The organism is Gordonia oryzae (assembly GCF_003797185.1).
Classification (GTDB): domain Bacteria; phylum Actinomycetota; class Actinomycetes; order Mycobacteriales; family Mycobacteriaceae; genus Gordonia; species Gordonia oryzae.
In genome coordinates, this window is the sequence record NZ_RKMH01000003.1 from 269,258 (window position 1) to 289,202 (window position 19,945).

17 protein-coding genes, 1 tRNA gene and 1 pseudogene are annotated in these 19,945 nt (G+C 67.0%); 11 read left to right on the plus strand and 8 right to left on the minus strand.

Annotated features, from left to right (window positions below; genetic code table 11):
- The first annotated feature begins 15 nt into the window (after positions 1-15).
- The gene (locus EF294_RS05445) at positions 16-534 is read left to right on the plus strand and encodes an SRPBCC family protein (protein WP_123926419.1); all 519 of its coding nucleotides are present in this window, start codon (positions 16-18) and stop codon (positions 532-534) included.
- Positions 535-573: 39 nt separating this feature from the next.
- Here the strand turns inward: EF294_RS05445 and ilvA are convergent, their stop codons facing one another.
- Genes ilvA through EF294_RS05460 form a run of 3 tightly spaced genes read right to left on the minus strand, consistent with a single transcriptional unit; the run spans position 574 to position 4,376 of the window.
- On the minus strand, positions 574-1,773 hold the full coding sequence (gene ilvA, locus EF294_RS05450) for a threonine ammonia-lyase (RefSeq protein WP_123926422.1): 1,200 nt from the start codon (positions 1,771-1,773) through the stop codon (positions 574-576).
- Between the two features lie 8 nt (positions 1,774-1,781).
- Positions 1,782-2,936 carry a cystathionine gamma-synthase gene (locus EF294_RS05455; protein ID WP_123926425.1) on the minus strand — a complete coding sequence of 385 codons (1,155 nt, stop codon included), beginning with the start codon at positions 2,934-2,936 and terminating at the stop codon, positions 1,782-1,784.
- A 39-nt stretch (positions 2,937-2,975) separates the two neighbouring features.
- Complete coding sequence (locus EF294_RS05460; RefSeq protein WP_123926429.1) at positions 2,976-4,376, minus strand: cystathionine beta-synthase; 1,401 nt, start codon at positions 4,374-4,376, stop codon at positions 2,976-2,978.
- A 139-nt stretch (positions 4,377-4,515) separates the two neighbouring features.
- On the opposite strand from EF294_RS05460, the gene EF294_RS05465 reads away from it, so the two are divergent.
- Positions 4,516-5,454 (plus strand): SGNH/GDSL hydrolase family protein, encoded by a 939-nt coding sequence (locus tag EF294_RS05465; RefSeq protein WP_123926432.1) that lies wholly within the window; start codon positions 4,516-4,518, stop codon positions 5,452-5,454.
- Positions 5,455-5,465: 11 nt separating this feature from the next.
- Here the strand turns inward: EF294_RS05465 and EF294_RS05470 are convergent, their stop codons facing one another.
- On the minus strand, positions 5,466-6,878 hold the full coding sequence (locus EF294_RS05470; RefSeq protein ID WP_123926435.1) for an MDR family MFS transporter: 1,413 nt from the start codon (positions 6,876-6,878) through the stop codon (positions 5,466-5,468).
- Between the two features lie 84 nt (positions 6,879-6,962).
- On the opposite strand from EF294_RS05470, the gene EF294_RS05475 reads away from it, so the two are divergent.
- Together EF294_RS05475 and EF294_RS05480 are read left to right on the plus strand one after the other, a co-directional pair.
- On the plus strand, positions 6,963-7,565 hold the full coding sequence (locus EF294_RS05475) for a TetR/AcrR family transcriptional regulator (protein WP_123926438.1): 603 nt from the start codon (positions 6,963-6,965) through the stop codon (positions 7,563-7,565).
- Between the two features lie 58 nt (positions 7,566-7,623).
- Positions 7,624-8,847: an acetyl-CoA C-acetyltransferase gene (locus EF294_RS05480; protein ID WP_123926442.1), complete on the plus strand. Its 1,224-nt coding sequence runs from the start codon at positions 7,624-7,626 to the stop codon at positions 8,845-8,847.
- Between the two features lie 67 nt (positions 8,848-8,914).
- On the opposite strand, the gene EF294_RS05485 is transcribed toward EF294_RS05480, so the two are convergent.
- From EF294_RS05485 to EF294_RS05495, 3 genes are all read right to left on the minus strand, one after another.
- Positions 8,915-9,772 (minus strand): Bax inhibitor-1/YccA family protein, encoded by an 858-nt coding sequence (locus EF294_RS05485; RefSeq protein ID WP_123926446.1) that lies wholly within the window; start codon positions 9,770-9,772, stop codon positions 8,915-8,917.
- 122 nt (positions 9,773-9,894) lie between these two features.
- The gene (locus EF294_RS05490; RefSeq protein ID WP_123926449.1) at positions 9,895-10,575 is read right to left on the minus strand and encodes a TetR/AcrR family transcriptional regulator; all 681 of its coding nucleotides are present in this window, start codon (positions 10,573-10,575) and stop codon (positions 9,895-9,897) included.
- Positions 10,529-12,883, minus strand: a complete 2,355-nt coding sequence (locus EF294_RS05495) for an MMPL family transporter (protein ID WP_123926452.1) — start codon at positions 12,881-12,883, stop codon at positions 10,529-10,531. The genes EF294_RS05490 and EF294_RS05495 overlap by 47 nt, the downstream gene beginning before the upstream one ends.
- A gap of 164 nt (positions 12,884-13,047) precedes the next feature.
- Between EF294_RS05495 and EF294_RS05500 the strand changes: the two genes are divergently transcribed.
- The 3 genes and pseudogenes from EF294_RS05500 to EF294_RS21930 form a co-directional block, all read left to right on the plus strand.
- Positions 13,048-13,124: transfer RNA gene (locus EF294_RS05500), tRNA-Leu, on the plus strand.
- A gap of 383 nt (positions 13,125-13,507) precedes the next feature.
- The gene (locus EF294_RS21325) at positions 13,508-13,684 is read left to right on the plus strand and encodes a hypothetical protein (protein ID WP_185090950.1); all 177 of its coding nucleotides are present in this window, start codon (positions 13,508-13,510) and stop codon (positions 13,682-13,684) included.
- Positions 13,685-13,754: 70 nt separating this feature from the next.
- Positions 13,755-13,877, plus strand: a pseudogene (locus EF294_RS21930) (cyanase); the annotation flags it as partial.
- A gap of 112 nt (positions 13,878-13,989) precedes the next feature.
- Here the strand turns inward: EF294_RS21930 and EF294_RS05510 are convergent.
- Entirely contained in the window at positions 13,990-15,261 is a 1,272-nt protein-coding gene (locus EF294_RS05510) for a chloride channel protein (protein WP_123926458.1), read from the minus strand.
- Between the two features lie 189 nt (positions 15,262-15,450).
- Here EF294_RS05510 and EF294_RS05515 point away from each other — a divergent pair, with 189 nt between their 5' ends.
- From EF294_RS05515 to EF294_RS05530, 4 genes are all read left to right on the plus strand, one after another.
- Positions 15,451-15,732, plus strand: a complete 282-nt coding sequence (locus EF294_RS05515; RefSeq protein ID WP_246007694.1) for a hypothetical protein — start codon at positions 15,451-15,453, stop codon at positions 15,730-15,732.
- Positions 15,733-16,335: 603 nt separating this feature from the next.
- Entirely contained in the window at positions 16,336-17,859 is a 1,524-nt protein-coding gene (locus EF294_RS05520; protein WP_185090951.1) for a phospholipase C, read from the plus strand.
- 35 nt (positions 17,860-17,894) lie between these two features.
- A complete protein-coding gene (locus EF294_RS05525; protein WP_123926463.1) occupies positions 17,895-18,131 on the plus strand; it encodes a hypothetical protein in 237 nt (78 codons plus the stop codon).
- Between the two features lie 279 nt (positions 18,132-18,410).
- On the plus strand, positions 18,411-19,925 hold the full coding sequence (locus EF294_RS05530; RefSeq protein ID WP_123926466.1) for a DEAD/DEAH box helicase: 1,515 nt from the start codon (positions 18,411-18,413) through the stop codon (positions 19,923-19,925).
- The last annotated feature ends 20 nt before the right edge of the window (positions 19,926-19,945 follow it).

Sequence of the window (19,945 nt, forward strand, 5' to 3'; positions counted from 1 at the left end):
CCCTAACCTCGACTCATGGCGCGCACCTATGACCTCCAACCGTTCGACCTCGACTTTTTCGACTCGGCACCGATCTCGTACCGCATCGACATCAACATCCCGGTGTCACCGCAGCGCGCGTGGGCTGAACTGACCCGGCCGAACACCCTGGACTGGTGTAAGGCGATCAAGTCGATCGAGTTCACCTCGGCGGCCCCGTTCGGCGTCGGCACCACCCGGCAGGCATCGCTCGCCCCGGGCTACGTCACGCTCTCAGAGGTGTTCTTCGATTGGACCGAGTATGCCGAGAACTCGAGCTACCACAACGCTTTTCGCGTAGCAAAGGTCAATGTCCCCGGGATGCGACGCTTCGGCGAGTACACCGAGATCACCCCGGCGGCGGTCGGGTCCCGCCTGGTGTGGGCGTTCGCCCTCGAACTCGGCCCGTCGTCGCGGGCATTGAACGCGTTCTCCAACCCGGCCTCGGTACCGGTATTCAAGAGCATCGAATCGGACACCCTGCGCCACTTCGCACATCTGACCCCGCAGGCCTGACCCCGACCGGGCGGCTCGGCACGTCGACAGATCAGCGACTCAACGCAGGAAACCGGCCTGTGCCAGCGCCTCACGTACCGTCGCCTGGTGATCGGGCCCCCGAGTCTCCGCGCTGACGGTCACCTGCACCTGCCCGAGCGCGAGTCCCTCGGCAACACGTGAATGGACCACGTCGACGACGCTGGCACCCTGATCACGCAGCATTTCCAATAACGAGATCAGGCCGCCGGGGCGGTCGGGCACGGTGGCGGTGACGGTGAGGAACCGTCCGGCGGCGCTCAGTCCGGTCGTGGTGACGTGGCTGAGCACGAGCGGATCGATGTTGCCGCCGGAGGCCACCACGCAGACCTGCCCCGACAACTGCCCACATACACCTTCCATGACCGCCGCCACCCCGGCGGCCCCGGCGGGTTCGACGAGGATCTTGGCGCGCTCAAGCATCAGAAGTAACGCGGTCGCCAACGCATCCTCGTCGACGGTGACAACGTCGTCGACGAGTTCGGTCACGTGGGCGAACGGAACCTCCCCCGGTAGTGCCACCGCGATACCGTCGGCCATCGTCGCCATCCGCGCGGCGGCCGTCGGCGAGCCGGCGGCCAACGACTGCGGCCACGCAGCCGCCGCGGCGGCCTGCACACCGATGATCCGCACGTCGGGGCGAACGGTCTTGACCGCGGCCGCGATCCCCGCGAGCAGCCCGCCACCGCCGAGCGGCACCACGATCGTGCCGACGTCGGGCATCTGCTCACAGATCTCCACACCGACGGTCGCCTGGCCGATCACGATGTCGCGATGATCGAACGGGTGGATGAGTACTGCCTGGGTTCGCTCGGCGAACTCGCGCGCGGCGACCAGGGATTCGTCGATCGTGGTACCGACGAACTCCACCTCGGCGCCGTAGGCGCGGGTGGCAGCGATCTTCGGCAAGGCCGCACCGACCGGCATGTATACCCGCGAGGAGATCCCCAGTCTGCTCGCCGACCACGCCACGCCCTGCGCGTGGTTGCCCGCACTGGCCGCAACCACACCGCGCTCGCGTTCGGCCGGGCTCAGCCGGCTGATGCGGTAGTAGGCGCCGCGCGGTTTGAACGAGCCGGTGCGTTGCAGGTTCTCGCACTTGACCCAGACCTCACGGTCGGCGCGCTCGCTGAGCACTCGGGACGCAACCAGCGGAGTACGGCGCATGACGCCACGCAGTTGGGCGACGGCGTCGGCGATCTCGGACGCGGTAATCAGCATCGGCATCGCTACTGCAGAGCCTGCTCGAGGTCGGCGAGGATGTCGTCGACGTCCTCGATGCCGACCGACAGCCGCACCAGGTTGGCGGGCACCTCGAGCAGTGAGCCCGCCGTCGACGCGTGAGTCATCGCGCCGGGATGCTCGATGAGTGACTCAATCCCGCCCAGGGATTCGGCGAGGGTGAACACCTCGGTGCGAGCGCAGAACTTCTGGGCGTCCTCGATGCCGCCGGCGACGAGGACCGAGACCATCCCGCCGAATCGCTTCATCTGCTTGCTCGCCACCTCGTTACCCGGGTGCGTCGGCAGCCCCGGGTAGAGCACACGGTCGATCCGGTCGTGATTCGACAAGAACTCGACGACGGCTTCGGCGTTATCGCAGTGCTTTTCCATCCGAACTGCCAGGGTCTTGATACCGCGCATGGTCAGGTAGGCGTCGAAGGGCCCGGGTACTGCACCGGCCCCGTTCTGCAGAAAGGCGATCGCGTCGTCGAGTTCGGCATCATCGGTGACCAGGGCGCCGCCGACCACGTCGGAGTGCCCGCCGAGGTACTTCGTCGTCGAGTGCAGCACGACGTCAGCCCCCAGCGACAGCGGCTGCTGCAGGTACGGTGTGGCAAAGGTGTTGTCCACCACCAACTTTGCGCCGGCATCGTGGGCGATCGCGGCGGCCTGTTCGATGTCGCCGACGTTGAGCAGCGGATTGGTGGGCGTCTCCACCCACACCAGCTTCGTCTGCGGGGTGATCGCCGCACGGAGGGCATCGGCGTCGGTGACCGGCGCGACCGAATAGGTGATGCCCCACTGGGTGAAGACCTTGTCGATGAGCCGGAAGGTGCCGCCGTAGGCGTCATTCGGGATGACCAGATGATCCCCCGGGCGCAGGCACGCGCGGAGCAACGCGTCGGTGGCGGCCATCCCGGAGGCGAAACCCCTTCCGTGGGTGCCGTGTTCGATGGCGGCGATGTTCGCCTCGAGCACCCGGCGCGTCGGGTTGCCGGTGCGGGCGTATTCGAATCCATCGCGCATGCCCCCGACACCGTCCTGGGCGAAGGTCGAGCTGGCATAGATCGGGACGTTGACCGCACCGTTGAGCGGGTTGGGCTCGTAGCCGGCGTGGATGGCGTCGGTGGCGAAACCGCGGGGACGCTGCTGGGGACTCACGGGATAACTCCTCGTCGGTGGACGTCGGGGACGCCGGCGTCAGCCGGCGGTGATGGTCGGATGGGTGCTGACGAAGGCCAACAGATCATGGCGGGTGATGACGCCGATCGGCTTGCCGTCCTCGACCACCATCAGCGCGTCGGTGTCCGAGAGCGCTGTGGTGGCCGCCGATACCGGCTCGCCGGAACCGATGAGCGGGAACGGTTCTCCCATGTGCGCCGACACCGGGTCGGCGAGGTTGGCGCGGCCTTCGAACACCGCGCTGAGCAAATCCCGTTCGGTGACCGCTCCGGCGACCTCGCCGGCCATCACCGGCGGTTCGGCGCCGACGACCGGCATCTGCGACACCCCGTATTCACGAAGGATCTCGATGGCGTCGCGCAAGGTCTCCGACGGGTGGGTATGCACCAGGTCGGGCAGTGCGCCGGTCTTGCCGCGCAGCACGTCGCCGACGAGTGGTTCGGTGGCCTTGGCGTCGAGAGGGGTTCGCAGGAAGCCGTAGCTGCTCATCCACTCGTCGTTGAAGATCTTCGCCATGTAGCCGCGGCCCCCGTCGGGCAGCAGCACGACGACGACGGCATCGGGGCCCTCGCGCTCGGCGACCCGCAGCGCCGCGACCACGGCCATCCCGCACGATCCGCCGACCAGCAGGCCCTCCTCACGGGCGAGTCGTCGCGTCATGTCGAAGGAGTCGGCGTCGGAGACCGCGATGATCTCGTCGGGCACGCTCGAGTCATATGCCTCCGGCCAGAAGTCCTCGCCGACACCCTCCACCAGGTAGGGCCGTCCGGTGCCGCCGGAGTACACCGACCCCTCGGGGTCAACACCGACGACCTTCACCGCACCGCCGGAGACCTCCTTGAGGTAGCGCCCGGTGCCGGTGATGGTGCCGCCGGTGCCGACGCCGGCCACGAAGTGGGTGACCCGGCCGTCGGTGTCGGCCCAGATCTCTGGACCGGTTGTCTCGTAGTGGCTCTGCGGCCCAGCGGGATTCGCGTACTGATTGGGCTTCCACGCTCCGTCGATCTCGCGGACCAGCCGGTCGGAGACGTTGTAATAGCTGTCGGGGTGCTCGGGCGCGACCGCTGTGGGGCAGACGACGACCTCGGCGCCGTAGGCGCGGAGCACGTTGCGCTTGTCCTCGCCGACCTTGTCGGGGCAGACGAACACGCAGTGGTATCCGCGTTGCTGTGCGACGAGCGCCAGACCGACCCCGGTGTTACCCGACGTCGGCTCGACGATGGTGCCGCCGGGCTTGAGCGCACCGGATTTCTCGGCGGCCTCGATCATGCGGAGTGCGATGCGGTCCTTGCTGCTACCCCCGGGGTTGAGGTATTCGACCTTGGCCGCCACCAGCCCGGAGCCGGGCGTGACCACCGAATTGAGTTTGACCAGGGGCGTGTTGCCCACCAGGTCGACGACGTGATTGGCGATGCGCATGCCCTCCATGGTCCCAGAACCGCCTCCGGCCTTCCCATCCGACGTCGATTCCCGGATCATCGCAGATCGCCGTGCCGAGGGCGACCCGCAGACCCGCAGGTCACCAGTCGCCGACGGAGGCATCGGTAAGCTGTCACCCGTGACCGGTCCGCGCCCCACCGACCACCATCTGCTGCGCGATCTCGGGGCCACCGCGGCCGCGACGACCGCCGCCGCAGGCATCACGTGGGGCGGCTACAACCTTCTGGTGTGGCAGGCGCAGAAAGCGCGCACCGTCATCCCACACCGCACCGACAACGCTCCCGACGGTGACGGGATCTATCGGCCCGATGGCAGCGGCCCGCATCGGGTCACCCGTGACAATCGTGACGAGATCGAGCTGCATCTCGCGGTGTTCGGGGATTCCACCGCCGCCGGTCTCGGCGCCGACACCGGCACGCAGACCCCGGGCGCACGGGTGGCCCGCCGGGTGGCGGTCGAGACCGGGCGCGTGGTGCGCTACAGCAACAAGGCGATCGTCGGCGCGACGTCGAAGGGCCTGGCCGCGCAGATCGATGCCATGCTCATCGCCGGTGACCGTCCCGACATCGCGGTGATCCTGGTGGGCGCCAACGACGTCACCGCCCGCAACGGGGTCCGCGCCTCGGCGGGCCGGCTCGGGTCGGCGGTGCGCAGATTGCGCGCGATCGACGCCCAGGTGGTGGTCGGCACCTGCCCCGATTTCGGTGTGATCACCGCGATTCCCCAACCGCTGCGCTCGGTGCTGCGGATATGGGGGCTGCGGCTGGCAGCGCGACAGAAGGCAGCGGTCGTCTCGGGGGGCGGGCGGGCGGTCCCGATGGCCGATCTGCTGGCGGAGGACTTCCGCGACGCCCCGGACCGGATGTTCTCCTTCGACCGTTACCACCCGTCCGCCGACGGATATGGGCTCGCCGCCGACATCCTGCTTCCGGAGGTGCTCGCGGCGCTCGGCGAGTGGGGTCCCGAGCCGCTGCCCGAGCCGCCCGAGGTGTCGCCGTCGGTGGACAACAGCAAACTCGCCGAAAGGGTCCTGCGGATCGCTCGTACGGTGCGCTGAGCGTCGCCCCTTTATCCCTGTCGGGCCGCGGCGCGACCGTCGGGCAGCAGCAGCGACACCGCGGCGCCGACGGCGGCGAGACCCGCAGCCCACCAGAACGCGTCGTGGAATCCGGTGCTCGCACCCATCCCCGCGGTCAACACCACCGCGAGCAGGGCCGTGCCGAACGATCCGCCCACCTGTTGGAAGGTCCGGTTCAGCATGCTGACGTCGTGACGTGCCGAACCCGGCAATCCGACGAAGCCGGCCGACATCAGCGGCGACAGCAGCGTTCCGAGACCGAAGCCGCGAACGAGGAGGACCACCATCAACCAGATCGTGGTGGTGTGATCACCGGCGAGCGCGAACGGAACCGTCGCCACGGCCACCACCGCGAAGCCGGTGACCGCAACCCACCGTGCGCCGATCGTGTCGGTGAACCGTCCGGCCACGCTTCGGGTGGCCAGTGCCCCGACACCCTGCGGGATGAGCACGAGCGCGGCCTGCAGGACCGAGTCACCCCGGATCTGCTGAAAGTACAAGGGCATCAAGAACATCGCACCAAAGGAGGCAATGCCGAAGAAGCACAATCCAAGCGATGAGACGCTCACCGAACGCCGACGCAGTTCACCGACGTTGACCAGGGCGACTCCATTCCGACGCAGCGCATGCCAGGTGAAGGCGGCGGTCAACACCACGCCCGCGGCGACCGGAACGATCACGTCCATCTGCCCGATTCCGTTGTGCGCATTGGAGATACCGAGCAGCAATGCCGCCAGACCGGGTGCAAGTAGGAGCAATCCGAGTATGTCGAGCGGTGCCGCGGAGCTACGGTCGGCGGGGATACGTCTCGCGAGGATCAGTGCGGCGATGCATAAGGGCACGTTGACCAGGAACAGCCAGCGCCAATCGAGCCAGTTCAGGATGATCCCGCCGACCACCGGCCCCACGATCGGCCCGAGCGCAGTCGGCAGACTCACCATCGCCACCAGCCGGCCCAGCGCCACCCCGCCGGAGGCCGCCACCAGTATCGACGTCATCAGCGGCATGATCAGCCCGGCACCGAATCCCTGGATCACCCGAAAGGCGATGAGCGAGTCGATGTTCCACGAAGCCGCGCACATCACCGATCCGGCGAAGAACAGCACGAGCCCGGCGGTCCATGCTGCGCGGGAGCCGAATCGGGTTGCTGCCCAACCCGCCAACGGAACAGCCACCGCGAGTGCGAGAAGATACCCCGTACTCACCCATTGCACGGTGCTCACCGTCGCGTGCAGATCCCGACTCAAGGCGTCGAGCGCGATGGTCACGATCGTGGTGTCCAGGATGGGCGCGATGAGTCCGACGATGACCGCGGTCGCCACCCGCCGGACCTCGCGCGGTACCTCCTGCGTCGGCGCCTGTTCGCCGTTGGTCGCTTCGCCGTTCCGCACAGTGGTGGACATGAGCGGGCCTCGTTCCTCACGCAGTTCTAAGATACAGATGTGTATCTATATCCCGACCGTAGACCGACGCGATAAGATACGCAAGTGGCTCTTGAGGAGCGGGCGAAACCGACCCGTCGCCGTGGGGCGGAACTCGAGGCGGCGATCCTCGACGCCGCGTGGGATCAGTTGTGTGACCGCGGTTACGGCGGCCTGACGTTCGAGGCGGTGGCCGAGCGAGCGGGCACGAGCCGACCCGTGCTCTATCGCCGATGGACAGACCGCGCCGACCTGGTGCGTGCGGTGATCCGACGCCGCGGCGAGCTGGCTACCCCCGCCCTCGCCGATACCGGGACGCTGCGCGGGGATCTGCTCGCAGCGCTGCGCGACGCCAACCACAACCGGTCGAACTTCCTCGTCATGCTCAGCGCCGCGCTCGGCGAATTCTATGCCGAGACCGGGGACACGCCACGCGACTTGCGCGCGGTGCTGATCGGCGAACGATACTCGGCTGTCGAGGCAATCCTCGACCGAGCTGTCGCCCGTGGCGAGGTCGACCCGACCCGGCTCACCTCGCGAGTGGTTGCCGTGCCGTTCGACCTCTACCGGCACGAGGTGATGATGACGCTGGCACCGGTGGCCGACCAGACGCTCGAGGAGATCGTCGACGAGGTCTTCCTACCGTTGGTCACGCCAGACCCCGGATAGCCGCCCCACCCGATGGCACCCGATCGGCCGCATCGCGCGGTCCAGTAATCTGGGCCACATGCCTGAAGCCGTGATTGTTGCCCATGCCCGCTCCCCGATCGGCCGCGCCGGGAAGGGGTCCCTGAAGGACATCCGTCCCGACGAGCTCTCTCGCCAGATGATCGCCGCCGCTCTGGCGAAGGTTCCCGAACTCGACCCGGCCGACATCGAGGACATCCACTGGGGCATCGGCCAGCCCGCCGGACAGGGCGGCTACAACATCGGCCGCCTGCTCGCCGTCGAACTCGGCTACGACCACATCCCCGGTGTCACGGTGAACCGCTACTGCTCGTCGTCGTTGCAGACCACCCGGATGGCGTTGCACGCCATCCGCTCCGGCGAAGGCGACGTCTTCATCTCCGGCGGCGTCGAAAGCGTCTCGAGCTTCGGGATCTCCGGTGGTGCCGACGGCGCCCCGGACTCCAAGAACCCCATCTTCGACGACGCGATCGCCCGCACCGAGAAGTCCGCTCAGAGCGGGGCCTCGGCGTGGCACGATCCGCGCGAGGACGGCATCCTGCCCGACGTCTACATCGCGATGGGCCAAACCGCCGAGAACGTCGCGAGCTACACCGGAATCTCCCGAGAAGACCAGGATCGTTGGGGAGTGCGCAGCCATAACCTCGCAGAAGAGGCCATCAAGGCCGGCTTCTTCGAGCGCGAGATCGATCCTGTCACCCTGCCCGACGGCACCGTGGTCAGCACCGACGACGGCCCGCGCGCCGGTACCACCTATGAGAAGGTCAGCCAGCTCAAGCCGGTGTTCCGCCCCGACGGCACCATCACCGCGGGCAACGCCTGCCCGCTCAACGACGGCGCGGCCGCCCTGGTGATCATGAGCGACACCAAGGCCAAGGCACTCGGCCTGACCCCTTTGGCACGGGTGGTCGCCACCGCTGCGACCGGTCTGTCGCCGGAGATCATGGGACTCGGCCCGATCGAGGCGATCCGCAAGGTGTTGAAGGTGTCGGGGATGTCGCTGTCCGACATCGACCTGGTCGAGATCAACGAGGCCTTCGCGGTACAGGTGCTCGGCTCGGCCGACGCCCTCGGCATCGACCACGACAAGCTCAACGTGTCCGGCGGCGCAATCGCCCTCGGCCACCCCTTCGGTATGACCGGTGCCCGCATCACCACCACTCTGCTGAACAACCTGCAGACCCACGACAAGACCTTCGGCATCGAGTCGATGTGCGTCGGTGGCGGTCAGGGCATGGCGATGGTGCTCGAGCGCCTGAGCTGAGCTGATCAGAACAAAGAAACCCCGCTCCTTCGCCGAAGGAGCGGGGTTCTTCTTTGATGCCGAAGAACTAGTCCGACTGGAAGTAGCTCAGCAGTCGCAGGATCTCGACGTAGAGCCAGACCAGGGTGACCGTCAGGCCCAGGGCCACACCCCAGGCAGCGCGGTCGGGGGCGCCGGCGCGGATAAGGCGGTCGGCGGCATCGAAGTCGACGAGGAAGCTGAACGCGGCCAGCGCGATGCAGATCAGCGAGAAGATGATCGCGATCGGACCACCGTCACGCAGAATCCCGGCACCGCCGGTGAACAAGCTCATGATCAAGTTGCCGACCATCAGCACGATGACGCCGATGAGCCCGGCGAACAGCATCCGGGTGAACCGGGGGGTCACGCGGATCGCTCCGACCTTGTAGACCAGCAACATGCCGAAGAACACACCGAAGGTGCCCAGCACGGCCTGCCCGATCAGTGCACCGGCACTGGTCTCGCTGACCATCCAGTTGGCGAAGACGTAGGAGATCGATCCTACGAACAAGCCCTCGAACACCGCATACCCCAGCACGATCGCCGGATTGTCCTGCTTGCGACCGAACGAGGCGATCAGTACCAGGACGAGCCCGCCGATGGCACCGATGCCGAAGAGTGGCATCGCAAGCGCTTTGTTCGCCGAGACCAGGAAATAGGCCGCGATCGCCGAGATGGTAAGTACGCCCAGGGTGATGGCGGTCTTGGTGACGACGTCATCGATGGTGAGCTGCCGGGTCGTGGTGGTGGGCTGCTGGGTGTACGGCGGCACCTGCTGGCCGTACTGGTTGTACATGGCTGCCTGACCGGCACCGGCCGCACCGGTGCCGAAGCCCGCATAGCCGCCGGCGGTCTGATTGTCGCGGACCACGCCGCGCATCACCGGATTGCTGCTATCTCGCACCTGGCGCTCCCTATCTGAACGTGAGTCGGTATCTCGTCTGAACAACGGGCGATCACCCGTCAGAGTTCCGACTTTACCTTCTCTTGACCATTCGCGTCAGAACCCTGGGTCCGACAAATCGGTCAGCGGGCACTCAACTCGGCCATCAGACTGCGGACCTCACCGGGCTCTCGGGCTGCGGTCACACCCATCACGGCGCGGCCCAGACACATCGACCGCAGCATCGTCTCACTACGCTCAAGGTCGTCGCCCCAGTTCAGGCCTGGTTTGGAGATCATCAGCGAGGCTATGCCGTGAGCGGCCGACCACCATTCGAGCACGATGTCGGCAACCTCCTCGGCCTCGAACATCCCCGCCTCGGCGAGTTCGCTCACGGTGCGGGAGAACCGTACGACCGCCGACGTGGCGAGCACCTCGTCGACCCGTGTCGGGGTGTCGGCGGTGACGCGGGAGAACGCCTGCCGGTACAGCACCGGGGTCGACAGCGCGAACCGGATATAGGCCATCCCGAGGCTCAACGCCCGCTCCAGCGGGTCGGCCACACCGTGCTCGGCGTCGGCCAGTTTCTCGTCGAGTTTCTCGAAGTAGTGGGCGCACACGGCGTCGAGAAGTGCGTCCTTGTCGGCGAAGTGCAAATAGATAGACGGCGGCGTCACCCCGACGCGGGTGGCGACCGCACGGATCGACACCGCCGACGCATCTGCCTCGTCGAGGAGTAGGTCGGTGGCGGCGTCGATGATCTCGTCGGCGAGCAGTTCACCCGATCCGCGGGGGGATCTGGTCCGCCGCCTCTGGATGGTCACGTGTCTCCTGACGGTCTTGTGCGGGCTGGTGGTCGGTGGGGTCCTGTGCCGTTGTGCGTTCGTCGGCGATCCGAGGATCGGGCGGTCCCGCCTCGGTGAGTCCGATGCGATCGTGCAGCGCCCGCAGCGGACGCGGTGCCCACCAGTTGGCGCGGCCGGCGATCCGCATGAACGCCGGTACCAGCAACATGCGAATGACGGTGGCATCCATCAGCACCGCCAGAGTCAGGCCTACGCCGAACATACGCATGAACGACACCTCCGACGCAGCGATTCCCGCGAACACGATGCTCATCAATAGGGCGGCGGCGGTGACGACGCGACCGGTACGCGCCAGGCCGACGGCCACGGCGTGATCATTGGCCGCCCGCGTGCGGTCCGAGGCCAGCCACTCCTCACGAATTCGACCGAGCAGGAACACCTCGTAGTCCATCGACAGCCCGAAGGCGATACAGAACATCAGCACCGGCATGGTGGCCACCAGGAACCCCGTTGCGGTGGTTCCCAGTCCGCCCAGGTGGCCCTCCTGAAAGAACCACACCATCGCCCCGAACGTCGCCGACAGCGACAACACGTTGAGGACCAGCGCCTTGAGCGGCAGGACGACACTGCCGGTGAACAGGAACAGCAGAACGAACGTGGCAAGGGCGATCACACCGAGCACCCACGGCAGGTGCGCGTAGATGGAGTCGACGGTGTCGGTGTTTCTGGCTTGTAGACCGGCGAACTGCGACGTCATACCCTCCGGGACGGGCGCTGCACGCAGGGCTGCGAGTTCGTCGGCGCCGGCGTCGGTCAGGGGCCGTGCGCTGCCGCTGACCGACAGCAGCGCGGTGGTGCCGTCGGCGGCCCGCTGGAGGTCACCGGGCTGCGGTGGTGCCACTTGCCTGCCGTCGACGAAGGTGCCCGCAGCGCCCGACACCGAACTGATCCCGTCGACACGCGAGAGCGTTTGGGCGTACTCCATGCGCGTCCGGTCGGTACCACCGTCGATGACGACGGTCAGCGCGCCCGAGAGGTTCTCGGCGAAATCGGTGCGCATCTCCTCCGACACCTGGTGCACGGTGGCCGTCTTCGGCAGGACCCGGTCGTCGGGGAAGCCGAAGGTGATCGATGCGAACGGGGCTCCCAGGACCAACAGCACCAAGATCACGCCGGCACCCACCGGAACAGCGTGCCGCAGAACAGCACTGACGAATCGATACCACCGGCCCTGCTCGATCGGCACCGGTGCGGGCTCGCCCCGCCCAAGGAGCCGGCGCAGTGGTCGGCGGGCGTCGAGTGCGTCGATACGCGGACCGAGCAGCATGAGCAAAGCCGGGGTCAGCAGCAGTGCGGCGAGTACGGCGACGACGACCACTCCGAGTCCCGCGTAGGCGAACGACCGTAGGAAGTACATCGGGAAGATCGCCAAGGCGCACAACGACAGTGCGACGGTGACGCCGGAGAAGGTAACCGTCCGGCCTGCGGTGTGCATCATCATCGCGATCGCCGACCGCGTATCCCGGCCAGCGGCGAGTTCTTCGCGATATCGGGTCACCAGCAGCAGGGTGTAGTCGATCGCCAGCGCCAAACCCATTGCGGTGGTGAGATTCAGCGCGAAGATCGACACGTCGGTCATCGACCCGATGACACGCAGCATCGCGAAGGTCGCAACGATCGCGACGACGCCGACGAGGATCGGCAGCAGCGCCGCCACCACTCCCCCGAACACGACGATGAGCACGAGGAAGCTGATGGGGATCGCGATGGCCTCGGCGACGGCAAGGTCGCGGGTGGTCTGTGCGTTGACGTCGTGGAACACCATCGCCTGCCCACCGGCCCGGATGGTGATGCCCTCACGCGTGCCGTTGTAGCGCTGGGCGAGTTCCCCGGCGTAGCGCGGTGCATCGATCTCACCGCCGGTGAGAGTCGTGACGATCAGCGCCGACGACCTGTCCTTGCTCAGCAGCGCCGGAGCGAGGTCGGGATTGGTCCAAACCGACAGGATCGGTTGCTGCACGTGGCCGCTCGAGCCCAGTTCCGAGATGATCAGTTGACCCGTCGTCTTGGCGGTCGGGTCGGTCGCCATGTCGACTCCCGGCGCGCCGTCGAGCTTGAGAACGAACTGCGGGCCACCCCGATCGAAGGTCTTGTCGATGACCGAGGCCGCCTTCGCCGACTCGGAGTTCGGGTCCTCATAGCCGCCGGCGAGCAGATGATCCGCTGCGGACGCGCCGTACAGTCCGCAGCAGACGAGCAGCACGAAGGCCACAGCAAGAACGGTTTTGGGAAGACCGGTCACGAATCGAGTCAAACGGTCCAGCATGGCCACTCCAGCCGCGGAAGGTGAGTTACCCCCGTTAAGTTATCGGCAGAAAGTCACCGGGTCAAGGCCGCATCCATCGTCTGACGACGATCCTTCGTCACTTCCGCCGCAGAGATGCGATCCGCCGCCGACGATCCGAGGCGTCCGTGTCATGCTATTGGCGCGCCCCTATAGCCCAATTGGCAGAGGCAGCGGACTTAAAATCCGCGTGTTCCGGGTTCGAGTCCCGGTGGGGGCACCACGGGGCGGGCACCACGGGGCGAGCCTGCTCCCCCGACGGTGAGCCCGAGCAAGGACGTCGCGAATGACACCGCCCACCCATGACGCAGTCGACCCGATATCCGAGCTTCCGCCGCCATCAAGACGGCAGCCATAATGCACTTCAGCAATTTCCGCGAAAGCCACACCCGTCGGGAAGAGGAATATCGGCCACCATGAGCATCAATGCGCCTGACCGCCACTACCCAGGGAATACATGGCGAATTCCGCAGCAAGTTTTCGCCCAGTGATCATTCGATCGACAACATCGACTGACCGATCCACTGCGATATGGCAGCGGACTTCGCCCGGGAGGTTTCTGCTGCACCTATGGCGTCAGCGACTTGAACGGTATCCAGTGTCAACATGGCGCCCGCTGCCTCTGACAACGACGCCAAACCACTGTCGTCCGTCGATGACGAACCAGAATTCAGTCCGCATTCGGAAAATTGGACCGTGGCGGCCCTCGTGGCGGTGGCAGCAATGAGAGTGGAGCGGCGCATCGAATTTATCCTCGTCGTGAATGGACGCGAGAGCGTCTGATGAACCGCTACCGCACTCGTGTCACCTGCCGCTTTCACGAGGGGGCCGGCCGTGGACGGTCCGGCACTGAAAGGAACTGGTCCACGACGAGTCCGCCGACGCAACCATGAGCGCCATCAACTATTCGGTCGACTGTGCGCGCCGACCCGATCTCGACGGCGACCGCGTCGTGGTGACCTTCGACGAGAAGTTCTCGGTCATCGCTGGTAGCCGTACTCGGGGCCATGCGCGCCCCGGTGCCGGTCTTCGGATCACCGCCACCCCAGAATTCGTACACCCCGGGGTGGCGACAGCACCGCTACGTCTCAGTGGCTACGCCGGCGAATCGCGAAATGACCACAGATGCCATGGCGCCGCAGCACCGGAACCCCCGCCTGCACCGCGTACCCCACCATCGTGATCAGCGCCAGGGCACACAGAAACGTCGGTGGCGGATGAGCCAGCTCCCACGCGAAGACAGCGGCGAACAGCGGCGCTCGTTGGGAGAAGCCCAGAAACGCCGCGGCAGCGAGCAAAGCGACCGCAGCGGGATTGATATCCCAGCCGGTCCAATGATCGGCCAGGATCGCGACGGCGGCACCGAATGCGGCGCCGGTGGCCAGCGCCGGGGTGATCAAGCCGCCGACCGCACCGGCACGCAGATGGATGGCGGTGAGGACGGGTTTGAGCAACGCCACGGCCAGCACCGTGAGCAGAGGTCCACCGCCGCCAAGCGATTCGGCGATGATGGACTTGCCGTTGCCGGGTAGTTCGGGAAACCACAGCGCGCTGATACCGGTCAACGCACCGGCACCGGTCAGCGCAGGGATCAACCACCATCCCGAGACCGGTTGTCGCTGAACATGACTCATCAGACGCGCGAACGCCACACCCAGGACCATGCTCGCTGCCACGGCGGCCGGTGCCACCACCGCGACCTCCGCGGTGAGATCGGCGCCAGGCCAGACGAATGTCGGTCGGTCGCCGACAACCGGCGACGCCGCGACGACGGCCAATACCGACGTCAACGTCGCGGTGAGCACCTCGCGAGGGCGCCACGAACGCAGCAGGAGTTGGACGGTGAACAATGCGCCGGCCAACGGCACGTTGTACACCGCACCGAGCCCGGCACCGGCCGCCGACGCCAGCAACACCCGGATGTCGGATTCCGCCAGGGGAATCCGACGGAGTACGAGGTCTGCGGCGACGGCCGCGAACTCGCGGGCAGCGCCCTCTCGCCCCAGCGATGCCCCGGTCCCGACCAGCAGGATCTGCAGCGACGAGTCGGCGGCGCGGGGACCCGTCGCCACCGGCTCCCCTCGCTCGATTGTGGCGGTCAACGGGATCAGTTGCTGACGACCTCGCAGCCACCACCAACCGGCACCGGCAAGCGCCCCTCCGACCACGGGCCCGGCCACGCGGCGCCAGGCGGTCGTTGCACTGATCCCGTCGAGAAGTGTGCCCGACCAGTAACCGAACGTCACATGCTGAATTGCCTTGAGTACCACCGCGGTGGCGCCACCGGCGACGCCGGCCATCAGACCCGCAGCGATCACGCCGAGCACAAACCAGCCGAACCTACGCATCAGGCTGTCCATGCTGCGGCAGCGTCACCCGGCGAGCCGGGATAGCGGTCAGCGATCCACGCGCCAAGGGCCGGCGGTGTACTCCCCAACGGGTGTACTGACCCGCTGACCTCACGGTCAGTCGCGGAATAGGATTGTCGATCAATCATGGTGGCCCCGGACACAACGCGCGTTGACGCCGACGATCGGGATCGCCGATGGATGCCCTCTCTGCACGAAGGACACCCCCATGACCGCCGTCGCACGTGCCCACCCGATGTGATCACCACCGCCGATACCGCACCAACTGTGCCCGTGGGCAATCCGGCGACCATCGGCATCGCGGCCTTCATCGTCGGATCGGTGGCACTCGTCGCCGCCGTGGGATTGTCGCCCGCACAGAACGCGGTGTTCGGCATCGGTTGGGGATTCTGGCTCAGCGACGCAGCGCTCGTACTCGGCCTGACCCGCACCTGGTACGGCGTGAAACCGCCAACTCCGTGACGCCCCAGGAGCTGTTCCTCACCTCGTGGGTGCGGGTGATCGTGAAGCCGACCTTGGTCACCGTGCGCCTGTACCTGGGAGTCGTCGTCGCGAGCGTGAGATGAAGCGTCGCGCCAGGCGAGCTGCGCGCGGGCTGGGCTCATCGACGCCACGGACCGACCAACATAGGGAAGACCGACCGCCCGTCCAAGGCGGCATCTCGCCCCGAGCAATGCCTCCCTCGGCTTACATACCCGGGACGAGCACTCCCCACCGACGAATGCGTCGACGATGATCGCGGCGGCGGTGCGGTCGGTTGCGCGGATCGCGTCATCGGCCGAATTTCTCCGAGCCGCTCTGCCGCCGATCACCACGGCATCGTAGGTCGCTCTCGTGGACATCCTTTAACCACCTTTGGCGCTTCGGGATCCGCAACTCGACAACTCCGGCAATAACGGCGACACACGTCCACGAGCACGTCTACGGGGATAGGGTACTGAAGGGATTCGCCGGCATCACAGACGATGTACCGACCGCTCGCGCAGGTCGGAGAATGTCCGCGAGTCACAGCGGGACACAACCTGCCCCGCGGGGAGTTCGCGACGAGGAGATGTGAGTTCATCGATGTTTACAGGATTGGGTCGACGTGAATTCCTGAGGCGGGTCGCCGCAACCGGCGGCGGCGCATTGCTCACCTCGTGGGCCGCGCCGATCATCGACAAGGCCTACGCTTCGGCCGATCCCGGGGGGACCGGATCACTCGATGACATCGAGCACATCGTGCTCTTCATGCAAGAGAACCGGTCATTCGATCACTACTTCGGATCCTATTCCGGCGTAAAAGGTTTCGGTGATGCATCCACGGCGTGGAAGCAGTACGGATGGGCGCCGGGCACGGGTCCCACACCCAGCGGCTACACCATGCCCTTCCGGCTGGACACCACCGCGGGGCCCAACCTCGACGGCGAGTGCATCAACGACCCCGATCACTCGTGGGCCGGCATGCACCACGCATGGAACGGCGGCCGCAACGACCGCTGGCTTCCGATGTCGGTCAAATCCGTCGGCCCCGACAACGCCCCAGCGCTGATGGGCTACTACGAACGTGAGGACATCCCGGTCCACCGCTCGCTCGCCGAGGCCTTCACCCTGTGCGACGGCTACCACTGTTCGGTGCTCGGACCCACCGACCCCAATCGCCTGTACTGGATGAGTGCAACCCTGGATCCGGAGGGCCGCCACGGTGGTCCGCTTCTCGAAACCCCCACTCTCATCCCCAAGTTCGTCTATTCGTGGCGCACGATGCCGGAAAACCTCCAAGAGGCCGGGGTGAGCTGGAAGATCTACAACAACAAGGACCTCGGCCCGGTCTCGTCGGTGATCCTCGACGGCATGATGGGCTGCTTCAAGCAGGCACAGGACCCGAATTCCGAACTCGCCAAGCGCGGTATCGCCCCCACCTATCCCAACGACTTCGCCGCCGACGTCAAGGCCAACCGCCTGCCGAAGGTCTCCTGGGTGATCCCACCGGTGATGGAATGCGAGCATCCGGCATTGCCCGCCGCCCTCGGCGCCGTCGGCATCGTGCAACTCCTCGACATCCTCACCTCCAATCCCGCGGTGTGGGAGAAGACCGCCCTGATCATCAGTTACGACGAGAACGGCGGCTTCTTCGATCACGTCACCCCGCCGACCGCGCCTGCGGGCACCCCCGGCGAATACGTGAGCGTCGGCGACCTCAACCGGTTTCCGGCCGCCAAGGGCATCCGCGGCCCCATCGGACTTGGCTATCGCGTGCCCTGCTTCGTGATCTCGCCCTACAGCCGTGGCGGACTCGTGGCCTCGGAGACCTTCGACCACACCTCGCAGCTGCGGCTGATCGAGAAGCGGTTCGGCGTCGACGTGCCCAACCTGACGGCGTGGCGCCGTGCGGCCGTCGGCGACATGACCTCGGCCTTCGACTTCGGTAGTCGGCCGAATTCCGCGCGGCCGCACTTCGGCGATCCCAATCCCGACGCGCAAAACGCACTGCTGCAATGCGGTCCCAACGTCGCGGCGGGTACCGCTGGGCGTGGCCAGCCCTACCCGGTCCCGCCGAATTCGATGCCGCGCCAACAACCGGGAACTCGGCGGGCACCGACCGGGTGACCTGCGCCGCGGGATGACCGTGATGTACTCGGATCATGATCGGTGCGCGTGATCAGGGCCGCTTTCCGCAGGTGCTCGCCATGAGTAATGGCGCCGTCGCCGGACTCACCATCGGCATCTCGGTGTATGCCGCGGCGATCCTCATCGCCGTCGGCCTCGGCATCAGCGCCGCACGTCAGGGCCGTCACCGCGTGGCCATCGCGTGTGCGATCGTCGTCGGTGTCCTCACCGTCGCCGGGGTGATCATCGCCGTCGCGAGCAGCGTCGCCTGAGATGCGGGCGACCGGAGGTGACTCGCGCCACGATTCGCCCATTCTCGCCGCAACCGTGTAGCGTTGCTCAACGAATGACCCGCCCAGCGCGGAGTCAGACGTCGTAGAACGACTGTTTTCGGCGGTCCCACCGGGGCCCACTGGCCTTCCGGTCGGAGAGAACCGCCTCGATCACTCCACTTCATACGGCGAACGAATGCGCGGACCCGCGCGTTCGCCATCCATCTCGCGATGTGGGTGATCCCTGCGCCGTGAGACTGCCCGAAAGGCACCACACGTATGACGACATTCGCATCCCTCGGTGTGCCCACCGCACTCGTCGAGGTGCTCGCCGCCGACGGCAAGACCGAGGCGTTTCCCATCCAGGCCGACACCCTGACCGATACCCTCGACGGTGCCGACGTCCTCGGCCGGGGCCGTACCGGCTCCGGCAAGACCCTGGCCTTCTCCATCCCGCTGGTCGCCGGACTGGCCGAGATGGAGGTCACCCGCACCCCGGGCGCACCGACCGGACTGGTCCTGGCCCCCACCCGTGAGCTGGCCACCCAGATCGCGACGGCCATCGAACCCCTCGCAGCTGCGCTGAGCCTGCGCGTCACCACCATCTTCGGCGGCGTCAGTCAGAAGCGTCAGGAAGACGCGATGCGCCGCGGCGCCGACATCGTCGTCGCCTGCCCCGGCCGCCTGGAAGACCTTGTGCAGCAACGCATCGTGCGTCTGGACAACGTCGAGATCACCGTGCTCGACGAGGCCGATCACATGGCCGACCTCGGCTTCCTACCCGCCGTCACCCGCATCCTCGCAGCCACCCCCGCCGACGGACAGCGGATGCTGTTCTCGGCCACCCTCGACAACGGCGTCGACAAACTCGTCAAGCGATTCCTGAATCAACCGGTGATGCACTCGGTCGACGACTCCTCCTCGCCCGTCGAGCAGATGACCCACCATGTCTTCGAGGTGGCGGGCGCCGGCGACAAGACCGCGCTGATCAACACCCTCGCTTCCGGTACCGGCCGACGAATCCTGTTCACCCGCACCAAGCACCAGGCCAAGAAGCTCGCCAAGAAGCTGACCGCCGACGGCATTCCCGCGGTTGATCTGCACGGCAACCTGTCGCAGGCACAGCGTGACCGCAGTCTCGCGGCCTTCGGCAACGGCTCGGTCCGCGTGCTCGTCGCCACCGACGTCGCCGCACGCGGCGTGCACGTCGACGGCATCGAGCTGGTCGTGCACGTCGATCCGCCGGCCGAGCACAAGGCCTACCTGCACCGATCGGGGCGTACCGCGCGTGCCGGCAACGCCGGTGACGTCGTCACCGTCTGTCTGCCCGAGCAGCGCCGGGACCTGCGATCGCTGTTGCACAAGGCGAAGATCCAAGTGACCCCGCAGCGTGTGGACGCGGACTCCGAGGCCGTCGTCACCCTCGTCGGTGAGCGGGCCCCCTACGTCACGCCCGCTCCCGAGCAGCCCGCAGCGCAGCATCAGGCGCGCGGCCCGCGTCGATCCGGCGACCAGTCCGGCGGTCGCAGCCGCGGTCGCGGTCGCAACGGTGGCAGCCACAGTGGCGGCCGGGCTCGCACCGACCAGTCCGGCGGACAGAGTTCACGGTCGCGCTCGGGTGGCAATCACCGGTCGGCGACCGGCCACCCGGAGTCGAGCACCTCGCGCACCGGAACCGCCGCACGGTCGGATGGGTCCCGCGGCCGCGACCCTCAGAGCGGCTCGCGGCGCGGAAACGGCCGCAACGGCAACGGTCAGGTTGGGCGTCGACACACCTCGTCGGCGGCTCGCTGACACCTCTCGAGTGACCCGCA